General features: G+C 37.0%; 15 protein-coding genes. 12 read left to right on the top strand and 3 right to left on the bottom strand.

Annotated features, from left to right (window positions below; genetic code table 11):
• Nucleotides 1-43: 43 nt before the first annotated feature.
• From R8495_RS06665 to vprA, 12 genes are all read left to right on the top strand, one after another.
• Nucleotides 44-328 carry a hypothetical protein gene (locus R8495_RS06665; RefSeq protein ID WP_317634704.1) on the top strand — a complete coding sequence of 95 codons (285 nt, stop codon included), beginning with the start codon at nt 44-46 and terminating at the stop codon, nt 326-328.
• Nucleotides 328-1,116 carry a RecX family transcriptional regulator gene (locus R8495_RS06660; RefSeq protein WP_317634703.1) on the top strand — a complete coding sequence of 263 codons (789 nt, stop codon included), beginning with the start codon at nt 328-330 and terminating at the stop codon, nt 1,114-1,116. Before R8495_RS06665 ends, R8495_RS06660 begins: the two co-directional genes overlap by 1 nt.
• Nucleotides 1,117-1,185: 69 nt before the next feature.
• Entirely contained in the window at nt 1,186-2,223 is a 1,038-nt protein-coding gene (locus R8495_RS06655; protein WP_317634702.1) for an SGNH/GDSL hydrolase family protein, read from the top strand.
• Complete coding sequence (locus R8495_RS06650) at nt 2,224-2,676, top strand: GNAT family N-acetyltransferase (RefSeq protein WP_317634701.1); 453 nt, start codon at nt 2,224-2,226, stop codon at nt 2,674-2,676.
• 73 nt (nt 2,677-2,749) lie between these two features.
• Complete coding sequence (locus R8495_RS06645) at nt 2,750-3,283, top strand: DUF402 domain-containing protein (RefSeq protein ID WP_317634700.1); 534 nt, start codon at nt 2,750-2,752, stop codon at nt 3,281-3,283.
• Nucleotides 3,284-3,395: 112 nt separating this feature from the next.
• On the top strand, nt 3,396-3,794 hold the full coding sequence (locus R8495_RS06640) for a pyridoxamine 5'-phosphate oxidase family protein (RefSeq protein ID WP_317634699.1): 399 nt from the start codon (nt 3,396-3,398) through the stop codon (nt 3,792-3,794).
• 281 nt (nt 3,795-4,075) lie between these two features.
• On the top strand, nt 4,076-4,291 hold the full coding sequence (locus R8495_RS06635) for a hypothetical protein (protein WP_317634698.1): 216 nt from the start codon (nt 4,076-4,078) through the stop codon (nt 4,289-4,291).
• Between the two features lie 495 nt (nt 4,292-4,786).
• The gene (locus tag R8495_RS06630) at nt 4,787-4,987 is read left to right on the top strand and encodes a hypothetical protein (protein WP_317634697.1); all 201 of its coding nucleotides are present in this window, start codon (nt 4,787-4,789) and stop codon (nt 4,985-4,987) included.
• Between the two features lie 110 nt (nt 4,988-5,097).
• The gene (locus R8495_RS06625; protein WP_317634696.1) at nt 5,098-5,394 is read left to right on the top strand and encodes a phosphoheptose isomerase family protein; all 297 of its coding nucleotides are present in this window, start codon (nt 5,098-5,100) and stop codon (nt 5,392-5,394) included.
• A gap of 21 nt (nt 5,395-5,415) precedes the next feature.
• On the top strand, nt 5,416-6,573 hold the full coding sequence (nagA, locus tag R8495_RS06620) for an N-acetylglucosamine-6-phosphate deacetylase (protein ID WP_317634695.1): 1,158 nt from the start codon (nt 5,416-5,418) through the stop codon (nt 6,571-6,573).
• 58 nt (nt 6,574-6,631) lie between these two features.
• Nucleotides 6,632-9,244 (top strand): TIM-barrel domain-containing protein, encoded by a 2,613-nt coding sequence (locus R8495_RS06615; RefSeq protein WP_317634694.1) that lies wholly within the window; start codon nt 6,632-6,634, stop codon nt 9,242-9,244.
• A gap of 694 nt (nt 9,245-9,938) precedes the next feature.
• Complete coding sequence (vprA, locus tag R8495_RS06610) at nt 9,939-11,405, top strand: vinyl phenol reductase (protein ID WP_317634693.1); 1,467 nt, start codon at nt 9,939-9,941, stop codon at nt 11,403-11,405.
• 32 nt (nt 11,406-11,437) lie between these two features.
• Here vprA and R8495_RS06605 read toward each other — a convergent pair whose 3' ends face one another.
• The 3 genes from R8495_RS06605 to R8495_RS06595 are packed head-to-tail and all read right to left on the bottom strand — an operon-like array spanning nt 11,438 to nt 13,660.
• On the bottom strand, nt 11,438-12,736 hold the full coding sequence (locus R8495_RS06605; protein ID WP_317634692.1) for a sensor histidine kinase: 1,299 nt from the start codon (nt 12,734-12,736) through the stop codon (nt 11,438-11,440).
• A complete protein-coding gene (locus R8495_RS06600; RefSeq protein ID WP_317634691.1) occupies nt 12,729-13,409 on the bottom strand; it encodes a response regulator transcription factor in 681 nt (226 codons plus the stop codon). The genes R8495_RS06605 and R8495_RS06600 overlap by 8 nt, the downstream gene beginning before the upstream one ends.
• Before the next feature lie 23 nt (nt 13,410-13,432).
• On the bottom strand, nt 13,433-13,660 hold the full coding sequence (locus R8495_RS06595) for a hypothetical protein (protein ID WP_317634690.1): 228 nt from the start codon (nt 13,658-13,660) through the stop codon (nt 13,433-13,435).
• Nucleotides 13,661-13,848: the final 188 nt, after the last annotated feature.

Genomic DNA, 13,848 nt, shown 5'->3' with positions numbered 1-13,848 from the left:
AATAAATGCTATGATTTAAATATATAACAAATAGAGGGTTTTTATGACTGAAAAAAACAAAAAAATTTCAAAATCTAATAGTAGCTTGATCAAAATGCTTTCGTGGCTGGTTGTCGGATTATGTGTGATTTTTATCATCATTGGTTTTAATTTACACAAGAATGTTTACATGCCGATTTTAGTGATGATTTTAGCTTCAACAGTTTCATTGTACAATCTGGAACGTGATGATCTGAAAAAAATTGACAGCTACAATCTTTATCTGGCGGCTGCGCTAGACGTGATTGCTTTGGTTCTTTATTTTCTCCAATCAATGGGTAAAATTTAATGCCTATGATCACCAAAATCGTTCAAAATCAGAAAAAATATGATCTCTATTTAGATGATCATTTTTTTTTGACGGTTAATGATGACCTTTTGATTGAGTTTCAGCTGATTAAAGGAAGAGAGATTTCCAATTCAGTTGTTGAAAAGATTTCAGCCCAGCAAAAAAATTCGGAGGCCTACAATTTAGCACTTAATAAATTAAGCTATTCAATGAGATCGACGGGAGAAATTCGGCAGCTTTTAAAGCAAAACAAAATTTCTCTTTCTACAATAGATGAAGTAATTGATAGACTGAGCGCGCAAAATTTCTTAAATGATCAACTTTTTGCTGAACTTTATTTAAAAGAGTTGATTAAGACTACGCATTACGGTCCCAAAGTAATTAAACAGAAGATGCAACAAAAAATGCTGCCGACGGATTTGATTGAAACCGTGCTGCTTGATTTTAGCGAGAATTTGCAAGAAGAAAAAATTCGTCGTGATTTTGCTAAAACGATTGAAAATAAAAAATTGACAGGTTCGCTCAGCAAATTTATTGAAAAAGAAAAGCTCAAGTTAGTTCGCTGGGGTTACAATCTAGATTTAATTAATCAAATTAGTAGCGAATTTGATTTGAGTGCACTGAGTAATGAGGAAGATGTCGCCATTGAGAAAGAAGGAACCCGCCTGATTCAAAAATATGAGAAGCTACCTTCATTTGAAAGAAAACAGAAAATTAAGCAAACTTTATATCGACGAGGTTATCGAAGCGAACTGATCAATTCTTTTTTAGATCGTTGCAGCTTTTAATTATTTTTATTGAAATGTTGATCAACCATTTTTTGAAAAAAGGTGATAATAAATAGAATAGGAGGGACTATGAAGAAAAAAGGCGGATTATTTGTTATTTTCCAGCTAGCTACAAGAATTTTGCTTTGCAGCTTTTTGCTCATTTTTGCCGTAACAGTTACTGCGCATTTTCATCGCCCCCTTCGCACCTACGAAAAAACCAGCGTTAACCCGATGCGTAATCAAACCGTGGTTATTTTTGGCGATTCAGTTTCTTACGGGGAGACCCGCCGAAATACGATTAGTGAATATAGTTATTTGCCAAGCTCGATGAATTATCTTGGTGCCAAAAAGGTAATCAATCGTTCAATTCCAGGCTCTGGGATCATGGTTAATCATGGTTTTGGCTACTCGTGGCAAAATATTTTGTATGCGATCCAAAAGTATGAAAAAGATGTTAAAAAAGCTGATATTGTAATCATTGCGGCAGGACGAAATGATACTGTGATCCCGAATATGCACGATTATCAGCTCAAAACAAATTTGACTAATGATCTTGAAGAAATCAAGAAAATTAACAAAAACGCTCGAATTTATGGAATTTTGCCGTGGGATGGCTTGGCAGCTGAACCAGATAAGAAAAAGAGCGACTACCATTCAAAAATTACGGAAACAGGCTATACTTTAAACCGAGTTGCAGATATTTTGGCAGAAGTCTATCAACAAAATGATGTTTATTATTTTGATCCTCGCAAGTCGACCGAGGAATTTAATCATGTGCGGGAAGAAGATTTTGGCGACGGCTTGACTCATCCAAGTGATCTAATGTTTAAAAAAATGTCTGGTGCGATGATTAATTGGTTTACTGCGGGCAACACGATCAAAATGCGACGTGACATCAAGATCAAAAGCGGAGCATATATGTATCAATCTGCTTATGACGCCTTAGTTAAGGATCATGACCAAGCCACTTTAATTAATGAAGAAAAGAAAATGTTTTGTTCAAATAATCTTGAATATAACGGGAAGTATATTGTCACGGTTTACCAGAGTGAAAGTGATTTTAAGAAGGCGAAAAATCCTTCTTACGTTTATTTGTCCCAAACTGATGCAATGAGATTTAAATAAATGAAAGAAATCAAGATCGAAATCAAAAGGACACAAGAATTAACAGCTGAACAAATGCTGGAAATATTAAACGAACGGATTAAAGTGTTTGTGGTTGAACAGCAATGTCCTTATCAGGAAGTTGATCATAAGGATTCTGTCGCCGAGCACGTTATTTTGACAAAAAATGGCCAAATGGCAGCATATTCTCGCATTGTTCCTCATGATGATCCGAATTTTATCAGTTTTGGTCGAGTCTTGGTGGTTAAAGAATATCGCAGGCAACACTTAGCCGTTGCTTTGATTGAGGCAGTCTTAAAGGAGATCGAGCGGATTAATCCCAAGAAACCAATCCAAATTGCAGCTCAAAGTTATTTGCAGGATTTTTATCAAAGTTTTGGATTTAGGCCAGTTTCTGAGGTTTATTTAGAAGATGGCATTTCGCACATCGATTTAGTTTTGAATGCTAGATAGAAGTTCAGATTTTTCGATCATAAGTATGATATAATTTGCTAGGATTAAAGCTTGAAAGTGTGGGTTGCGTTCAATGGTATTACCCAAAGAAGGTGATTATATCGCTATCCAAAGTTTTAAGCATAATGGAAGTTTGCATCGAACCTGGAAAGAGTCAATGGTTCTTAAAGTTAGCGAAGACATTCTCATTGGTGGCAATAACCGTACCTTGGTGACCGAATCTGATCAACATCGTTGGATTACGCGTGAACCGGCGATCGTTTATTTTCATAAACATTATTGGTTTAATGTGATTGCGATGATTAGAGAAACTGGGGTCGTATATTATTGTAATTTGGCTTCGCCGTATCTGATTGATCAAGAAGCACTCAAATATATTGATTACGATCTAGATGTTAAGGTTTTCGCAAACGGTGATAAAAGGTTGCTCGATCTAGATGAATATGAGGAAAATAGAAGAAAGTGGCATTATTCAGCAACAATCGATGAAATTTTGAAATATAATGTCAATGTCTTAGTGTATTGGATTAACCATCAATTGGGACCTTTTTCCAAAGAATTTATTGATATTTGGTATGGACGCTATATGGAACTGCTTCAGAAGTGACGATAGCCGATATGATCCGTTGAAGAGCTCATAATTCTGTGAAAACAGTTTTATGAGTTTTATTTTTGTTCGATAAGTTGTAGAATGGAACCAGAAGTAGGAGGTATTAAAAATGAATAAACTAACTTCCGACATGAAAGAAATGCTGAAAAATCAATTGAGCTTTTTGTCGACGACTGATGGAGATAATAATCCTCAAATTGGTCCCAAAGGTTCAATGCGTATTCTGGACGACCAACATTTACTTTATGACGAACATACGGGCAAACAAGCATGGAAAAACGTACAGACTAATCCGAAAGTGGCAGTTGCAGTAGTTGACCATGACGCGTACAAAGGTTTTCGCTTTGAAGGAATTGCTGAAATTCATCAAGACGATCAAATCTTTAAAGATGCAGAGGAATTCGCTGCTGGCAATCATTTGCCTCATCCTGTAGCTGCTGTAGTAATAAAAATCGAACGGATTTTTTATTTAGATGCTGGCCCAAAAGCAGGAGAACCGGTTGAGTAGTAACCAATTAAGACTAATCGAATGATTGGTCTTTTTTTTACAATATGGCATCACAATAGTAATTATATACAATTTATATCATTTTGATCGAAAACGAGAGCAAGGCTCATCTATTTGCGGAGCCAGATTACAATTAAGAAACCGGATGAGCCATTGCCTGCATGGGCCGAATTAACGAATAAGTTTGGTGTGACAGATTCGGATATTGATCATGCGTTGATAAAATTGGAGGCAATAGATTAATTTATCGCCTTCACAGAAAAGGGATTTGCCCTATCCTATTGATTGACCACATAGCAAATCTAGGCCTCCATAAAGTTGTCCTCATTATTTCTTTGATTAAGAAAAATATAGATGTTGACGGAGTTGTTGGAGATTATTGGCAGATCAGACGGCTTCGATTTGTTAAATCGCAACCAGCAATATACGGAGTCGGTTTTTTGCCGTTTGATAGATTACCAGATTTAACGATCAGTGATCTTAGAGAAAATATTTGATTAACGATCTTTTTAAGATTGAGTTGGCGACAGTTCGCCAATCTTGATCGGCTAAAGCTCTTAGTAAAAAAGGGGCAAGAAAGAAGGTGACCCTTTTCTGTTTCTAATCCGGTGTATTTTTCTTATAAGACGGAGCAACCTAAAGAAAAATAATGATGGCAGAAAATATGCTTTTTAAAACAAATGAACAGGGTGCAGCCATTACCACGTGAGAAATTCAACAAGAACCAGAGTTATGGCAAGAGACATGGGATCTATTAAAAAAAGAAATCTGATTAAATTCAAAAAGATAGTTTGCCCTTTAAAGTAATTTTTACTGGTGCGGGCTCCTCGGTGTATGTCGGAGATACTGTTGTTCCTTTGTTTTAGCACCAGAAAGTTTTTTAAATCCAGATCGTTTGTCAATCATGGTCTCATTGGCCCGAAGTGGGAAAGCATTGCTGCAGTTAATGTTTGCGAAAAATATCTATTAAAGCCCCGACAGGATAATTAACTGTGGCAGCAAAAAGTTTCTTGCTGCTTCAGCCAGCTCGCTCAGAAGATCTAGGTTTTGCAATGGCCGAATGTTTTCGTTGTATAATTTTATTGAATATTTTAAATTTGGGAGTTTCATTTAAAGAGGACAATCATTCAGGCAATGGTAGTCTGGATTATAACCGCGTTTGCTATCTCAGCTCCGGTGCACTTTCTGGTTAAACGCATGAGGCCCAACTAAAAATTTTGGAATTAACGGCAGGAAAGATCGCTACATTTTTTCGATATAATTTTGATATAGTTCTAAGAAAAACTCGAATAAATACATAATTATGTTTGATTTTCTGCCGCATAATGCGTACACTCAAAAGTATGATCTGGACATTTTAAAAGAAATGGCAGGAGCTAAAATAGCTGCAGGATTGGTACGGAATCTGATCAAGCAAAATTTACAGAGGGATTTTGCTTTAATTACTGATTTATTGAATTTGCTGGATGGCTATTTAGCGCTTCCTTACGTTATTTTTGCCCAGACCTTTGCGCTTTTGACTGCAGCCAAAGTTAGGATTACTGCTGATAATCTGTCTTTGAGTGAGACGGTTAAAGGCGTTATGATTCATGATTTTTAAGTTTAAATAAGGGAGATAAATATGACATACTACATTCACGCACAAAAGTTTTTCTTAAGAAATACAACAGAAAATGGTGGTTATCTTGAAGTTACAGATAATGGGACTTTTGGCGCTTACATCCCAGAAGATCAAACGCCTGTAGGCAAAATTGTTGATTATTCAGATCGCTGGATTGCACCAGGATTAGTTGATACGCATATTCATGGCATCGCGGGGGCCGATGTGATGGATACTTCGTGGGATAGCATTAACACAATGTCAGAAGCTTTGCTGAAATGTGGGGTAACTTCTTGGCTGCCAACAACTATTACTGGTTCTTTTGATCAGCTTAATGATATTTGTCAAATTTTTGGTAATCACTGGGGTGAAGAAAAAGGCGCAAAGGTTCAAGGAATCAACTTTGAAGGTCCATATTTTACTGAAAAGCACAAAGGGGCTCAAAATCCTAAGTACTTTAAAGATCCGAGTTTACAAGAATTCGATCAATGGCAAAAATCAGCGAAAGGCCATTTACGTCAAATTACGGTTGCACCGGAGCGTAAAGGGGCTGTTGAGTTTGTCAGTAAAGTATCAGAAACTGGCGTAACTGTAGCAATTGGCCATAGTGATGCGACTTTTGAGCAAGCTAAAGCGTGTGTAGAAGCAGGAGCAACGGTGTTCACTCACACTTTTAATGGGATGAGTCCGCTAAGTCATCGGGAACCTGGGATGGTTGGAGCTGCGATGAGTTTAGATCAGGTATATGATGAGCTCATTTGTGATGGACATCATATCAATCCTTACGTTGCAAGGATTCTGATTGATAAAAAGACTCCTGACCATGTCATTTTGGTTACTGATTGTATGTCGGCTGGATTAATGCCGGATGGTGATTATATGTTGGGTGAATTACCAGTCCTTGTTGGTGGCGGAACGGCAACTTTAAAAGAACCGCCACATAATTTAGCAGGAAGTATCTTACGGCTCAATGAAGCAATTAAAAATGTTGTTGATTGGAACCTTGTTACTCCTGAGAAGTCCGTGATGATGGGTTCTTGGGTGCCAGCTGTCGGCGCTCAAATCACAGATCATTGCGGGGCTATTTTACCTGGTCGGGCAGCTGATTTTATTGTGCTTGACCAAAAAATGAATTTATTGGAGACCTATCTTGATGGGGTTTCCCGTTACAAAGTTTAATATAGGCATCCGAAAGGAGGATACCTAACAAAAACCCCGCTTTTTGCAACGGGGTTTTGTGTTAGTAAAAATTATGGCAAAAAAACATCTTATTTTAGGCTCAGCAATCGCTTTAGCCGCCGCAGCATTTGTGACTAAAAAATCACATCCAGAAATTCATAAAAAACAGAATGTTTTCAATTGTAAATTAAAAAATGGCTATAAATTACAAATCAGTTTTGTAGACCGTTCAATCGCTCATATTGTTTATTACCGCGGCAAATCGCCAAGCGTTTTGCCCACGACAATGAAGAATGAACGGGTCCAAACTGGTGGTGATCAAACCGTTGCCACAGGTAAGTTGGACCAAAAAGAGACGCTAGAGTTCATTCAAAACGATCTCCACATGCCTTTTGATTTACTAATTGATTCAGACTTTTACTACATTCAAAGCTATCAAGTAGGGTTGATGATCAAAAAGAAAACGGGAATGATTTACTTTTTTAGGACCAGTGACAATTATCTATTTATGATTCAAAATCCGCCAGTTTTTGAAAATGGTCAAGTAGTTAATACTTTAGAAGTTATGGATTCAAAACCCCGCTATTTCGGTGGCGGGATGCAAAATGGTCGATATGACCATACTGGCCAAATTTTGAAAATTGAAAATCAAAATGATTGGTTAGATCGGGGAGTTTCTTCCCCGTCACCATTTGTTTGGAGTACAGCAGGATTTGGAATTTTAAATCATACTTTTGGTAAAGGCGAGTATAACTTAACTAATCCTAAGAAGATTACTTTTAGTTTTTCGGACCAGAAATCTGATAACTACTATTTGATTGAGTCAGAACCAGAACAAATTTTACGATCTTATTTTGATTTGACAGGTGCACCGTTGGTTCTGCCGAAATTTGCTTGGTATCCCGCCCATTTAAATGCTTATAACCGAGATACTTGGGTTCAAGTGAGCGCTGATAGTAGCGGAGCTCGCAAGTTTGAAGATGGTCAATACTACAAAGAATATCAACCGTTAAACTCCAAAAGTTTTAATACCAAGCGCCCAGATAAAATTAAGATTAAAGGTAAAATGTTTGTTCCTTCCATTAGAGGAACGGGTGAGGTAACTTTTATTAAAGACGAAGATGGCGAATTGATTACCAAGCAAGAATCCTTAAATGGTGAAAAGGATAACTATCAATTTTCAGCCCGTCAGATCATTAAACGCTATCAAGAAAATGATATGCCACTGGGTTGGTTTGTACCTAATGACGGTTATGGTGCGGGATACGGACAAACTCAAGATCTTGATCAAAATATCCGAAATTTAAAAGAATTTTCTGACTTTGCGGCAGCTCAGGGGGTTAAAACTGGTCTTTGGACGCAAGAAAATCTTCACCCGAAAAATCCGCAAAAGCCACGAGCTGACGAAAGAGATCTTGCTAAGGAGGTCGGAGTAGCCAACATTGCAGCTCTAAAGACTGATGTCGCTTGGGTTGGTAGTGGCTATCAGGCAGGCTATGGCGCTTTAGTCGATATTGCTCACTATATGAAAGAATTTGGTCATAATGAGCGACCGTTTGCTTTAACGCTCGATGGTTGGGCAGGGACTCAAAAATATGCGGCCGTTTGGACAGGAGACCAGCGCGGCGGGACTTGGGAAAATATTGGCTACCAGATCCCAACCTATTTAGGTAGTGCTCTTTCAGGCGTTTCTAACGTTGGAAGTGATTTAGATGGAATATACGGCGGGGGCAAGCCAATTATTCAGACTCGCGATCTTCAGTGGAAAGCTTTCACGCCACTTATTCTAAACATGGACGGCTGGGGTAGTGAGAATAAGACACCTTTTTCATTTGGTGGGATCTATACGGAGATTAATCGTTTTTATTTGAAATTAAAAAGTGAACTCTTACCATATTTCAACTCACTTTCTTACGAAAATATTCATTTTGGCCAGCCAATTATAAGTCCTGTAACCTTGGATAGTAACCTGCAATTAATTAAGCAGCCTGATCTTGCCCATGAGTTTTTGGTTGGGGAAAATATTTTGGTTGCGCCGATTTACGAGGATACTCAAATGGATCCAGATGGTAACGATGTTCGTCACGGCATCTACTTGCCAGATTCAAATGCAACTTGGATCGATTTCTTTACCGGAGATGAGTATGAAGGCCATCAAGTCTTAAATAATTTTGCAGCACCGCTTTGGAAGATTCCGCTTTTTATCAAAAAAGGGGCAATTTTACCGGTGAACAATCCAAATAATAACATTGCAGAGATTGATCAGGAATTGCAGAAATTTGTAATTTGTCCGGATAAATTCGTAAGTATGATGGAAGCGTTCGATGATGATGGTGTAAGTAATGCTTATCAAGTTGGTGAATATATCACGACAGATGTTAGTTGTAAACAAAAATCTGATCGGATTGTGGTAACAATTGAGCCTACGATGGGTAATTTTGCGGGATTCCAGCCAAATAAACGCACGATATTACTAATTAAAGTTGTCCAGGAGCCAAGTAAGGTTTTGGTCAATGGGCAAGAAGTTTCAAGTTATCAATACGAGGCTCAGCATGAAATGGAAACTTTTTCGAGCGAGTTACCGGCAATCAAAAATGGAAGTTGGGTCACAGTTGAGATCGATCAGCACGATATTTGTGAAAAGTCTCAAGTTATTGAAATATTGAATTAAAAATGGAAGATTTGGTTTACGGCCAAGTCTTTTTTCATGAGAAAAATAAATGATAGTTTATTGGCTGTAGAATTTAGTGATGCTTAAATGTTAATGCAGCATAAAATCGGGGGTATATTGCGAAACTTATGTTGTTCATAACCGTCAAAAATTGGGTAGCGCTGATAATTCAGAACCCAAGATTATTTATGTTAGTGGCTCTATTGATCTGAATAAATACGAGAGCACAAATGAACTTACAATACGTCAAAAAATTATCTTGCTGTCATATAATCCTGATGTGTGGGGCAGACAAAGGCTGATTATGTTTCATTTAAGTCAGTCAAAAGTATGCATTTAATTAATAAGTGGTAACGGTTAATTACGTTTTAGGCTACGCAGTTAATCCGTCTTATTATGAGCGATGTAAGTTATCGCACTCAAGTCAGTGGAAGGCTTTTGGTGAAGAAAATGAATTCTATGAAATAGGCAAAGATCAGTGGGTGCAAGTTTTGAATAAAAGGAGCTTTGTACAAAACGTTGATACATATTTTTCTTTCGAGTAAACAGCAATAAGTATTTCTCAAGAAGCAAGAGTATTAATTAAGTTTTTTTAAAAATTAAATAAAAGAGCGATTTTTTTAAAAAATAAATTGAAAAAGGGCTTTCATTATAGTATGATTATGCTGACAATGTTTAATAACAGGAGGAAAATATGTCAATTACTAAAGCTACTGAGTATAATTTAGTTATCATTGGAGCAGGGGCAGCTGGTTTTACTGCTGCATACGAGGCAGCCAATCAGGGATTAACTAAAATTTTGCTTGTTGAAAAAGGTCGTCATACTGGCGGCAGTGGAGATTATATTGAAGGTGCTTTTGCTGTAAATTCTAAATTGCAACAAGAGAAAAACGTTGATATCAAACCAGAAGAGGTGGTAAGTGAAGAACTTGATTATTCTCACTACGAAGCTGATGTCAAGACTTGGCAGCAATATGTTGCTGCTAGTGGCGAGATGATAGACTGGCTTGGTGATTTAGGTGCAGAGTATATTGACGTGAAGCCTCTTGGATCAGGTAAGAGAACTTGGCATTTATTTAAAGGACTAGGAAAAGAAGTTCTTCATGGCGTGTTTGAACCAAAAGTTCAAGAATTGGGAGTTGAAATTATTACCTCTGTTTCAGCTCAAAGTTTAAAAAAAGACGATAACGGAAGAATTACTGGAGTTGTATTAGAGAGTGAATCGGATCACAGCACCACAGAAATTGCAACTAAGGCCGTAATTATTGCAACTGGCGGATACTTAAATAATAAAGAATTAATCGATAAAGAGACTGGTTATGATAGCGAGCGACTGATTCCAGTTAATTCAGGTAAAAACACAGGTGATGGTTTGAAGTTAGCTTGGGAAGCAGGAGCACGAAAATACCGGATGGGAATGGCAATGCTTTTTGGCGGATATTTAAAAGATCCACTTACTCCCTCATTTGTTTATCGTTATTCGCAGTTAAACGGAACTGCTGCTGAACAATCTCTTCTCTGGGTTAATGAGAGCGGGCAACGTTTTGTCAACGAAGAAGTAGTTGATAATTTTGCATATGCGGGAAATGCGTTATTTACTCAAGGAAGGACTTTTAGCATTATTGATCAAAACGCAATTGACCATTTGATGAATGATGGTTTGCAGCGTCCGATGTCAACTTGGCATACTGATTTAACTAAATTAACTGATTTGCAACAAAATCTCGATGAAGCTTTAGAGAAGGGATTACCTTATATTCATAAAGCTGACACCCTTGAAGAATTAGCCGAAATGATTGAAACTCCTGATTTGGTAAATACAGTTAGAAAATACAATACTTTTGCAGATCAGGGAGTTGATCAAGACTTTGGGAAACAGGATAAGTATCTTTTGAAAGTCGATAAAGCTCCTTATTATGCACTAGAATTAGGAGTCGGAGCTTTTTGTACGATGGGCGGCTTAAAAGTTAATCTCAAAAACGAGGTTATTGATACTAAAGGTCAAGCAATCCCGGGCCTGTATGCTGCAGGAAATGATGCAGCTGGTAATTTAATCGGTGATACATATGGACCTAACATGCCAGGGACAGAAGCGGGATATTCTTTCTATTCGGGTAAGCATTCTGCAGATTGCGCACTTGAATATCTCAAAAAAGTTTAGAAAAAAAGGCAGCGTTTATGACGTTGTCTTTTTTAAGTTCCAAGTGCTAAGGAAAATGTGATAAATCCGTCTTTTCCGTTTGCAGCGCTAAGTTTTCCCTTTAATTCGTTAGCTTGAGCCTTAGCGATTGCAAGCCCCATCCCGAAATTATTATTTTTACTGTTACGAGCTTTGTCACTGCGATAAAAACGCTCAAATAGTTGTGGAATTTCCTCTTCTAAAAGAGGAGTTCCACTATTTTTGACTTCAAAAATAATTTGATCTTTAAATGTTTGAAGTTTGATTCGAATTTCTCCATCGACAGGAGTATATTCGACCGCATTTTCACATAAAATTTGTAAAATTTGTTGTAACAAATCTTCATTCGTTATAATTTCAATGTTTGAAGGAACATCCTTTAAAATTTTGAGCTTTTTTTGATGGGTAATAGCTCCCATCTCATCGATAATATTGATAAATAAATTACTAACGTTGATTTTTGATTTGCAAACTCTGTGTTCGTCATTTTCAATGCGAGACAATTGAAGCATCTGGTTAATTAAATTCTCCATTCGACGGGTTCCTTGGTAGATATTATTAATCCACTTTTGCTGAGAACTGATCGTGTTTTGGGGTTCTGACATCAAAACATCGACATTAGAATTAATAATAGCAATAGGAGTTTTTAGCTCATGTGAGGCATCGGAGACGAATTGTTGCTGGCTTTCCCATGTTTTTTGGACGGGCTTTAGGAATAAATTAGTGAAGTAAAAACTGAGCGCAAAAATTCCGATTAAAGAAATGATTCCAACAATTATAAAGGTATTTCCTGTTTTGATGATTTGTTGATAAGGATTAGTGATATTAAGACATGCCACAATAGAAGAAGTCGGATCTGAACTTAAATCAAAGGAGGACTCCCCATCTTGTTCTTTTTGAGTAAATTTTGGGGCGTCGGAAGTTTGATATTGCCAAACTTGACCATTGAATTTTATCTTACCGTTTTTATTATTACGATTGTTAATTTTGTTAGCTACTTTTTTGCAATCACTTTGGTTATCACTGAGTTTGCTAATTTTTCGATCTTTGACTTTGAACGAAAAAAATTTATTCGAATCGACAATATTGGTTGCATTTGTAACTTCTCCTACAAAAATATTATCCGGGAGATCATTAATCGATTCTCCTTCGATCGAAATGGATTGTTGCATTAAATCATTGAGTGATTTTGCAATTTCTTTATTTTGGTCACGGTAATAGGAAATGAAAACAGTGATTAAGGATCCGAGAAAAATCACTGAAATAAGACTAAATTGAAGAAGCAGAATACGTTTTCGGAATTTTTTAAGCATTTTTTTTAGCCAAAATATATCCCACACTTCTAATTGTTCGGATTTCAACCAGAGTGTTAAGACTTACTAATTTTTTTCTTAAAAATGAGATTTGAATTTCTACATTATTATCAACAGCTTCTGAATCATAGCCCCAGATCTTTTGGATCAATAGCTCCTTGGAAGAAGCAATTGGCCCTTGATGAATCATGACTTCTAATATGCGAGCTTCTTTGGGCGTTAAGATAACAGATCCTTTACGACAATGAAGTTCAAAGGTACTAACGTTTAATTTCAGGTCGACAAAATTAAGAAGCTCTGAGGTTTGAAGATTTGTAGAACGCCTTTTGACTGCCCGAATCCGCGCCAAAAGCTCGTCCATGTGAAAAGGCTTGGTCAAATAGTCATCAGCTCCGCAATCCAATCCATGAATTTTATCCTCAATTTGACTTTTTGCAGTCAAACAGACCACAGGAACTGCAAGTTCAGATTTTCGGATTTCCCCCAAAATTTCAAAACCGTCGATCTTTGGCAGCATTAAATCTAAAATAATTAGATCGTAAATGTTGCTCATCGCAAAATCTCGGCCGCTCTCGCCGTCGTTAGCAACGTCTACCAAATAATTATTTCTCTTCAAAACTTCTGCAACAGCTTCAGCGATTGCTTCTTCGTCTTCAATAATTAAAACTCGCATAGGTTTACAAAAAAATCCCTATCTTATTTGTTAAATGGGGAAGTGTTGCCAGTGTGAATTTCCTTAATTTCACTGGCGGGGACATCTGCATCCGAAGATACCGTCTTGGTCTCGCCGTCAACAGTCGTATAAGTCATAGTAGCTGGCTTTTTAGGCTCAGTTAATTTAATAACAATAAATAAAGCGGCTGCGAAAATTAAAACTCCAACTATTGCCCAGAGCCAATTTTTTTTAGTATTTGATTTTTCCATTGTGCATTACTCCAATTTCTTTGATAAATTAAGAATAAAAAAGAAACCTTTAATTAAGCTTTAAAGACTAAAACGGTTGTCTCGCTTAGCGTCAATGTAGGATCCAATGATTAGTAATCCGTTTAATAAAAATAAAAAGACAGGATGCTTAGCATGGGCAAAAAAGGTCCAGTAACAAGATCCCAACA

This window comes from Xylocopilactobacillus apicola (assembly GCF_033095985.1).
In the GTDB taxonomy this organism is placed as follows: Bacteria; Bacillota; Bacilli; order Lactobacillales; family Lactobacillaceae; genus Xylocopilactobacillus; species Xylocopilactobacillus apicola.
The sequence above is the reverse complement of the archived record's forward strand: the minus strand, read 5'-3'. Positions and strand labels throughout refer to the sequence as shown.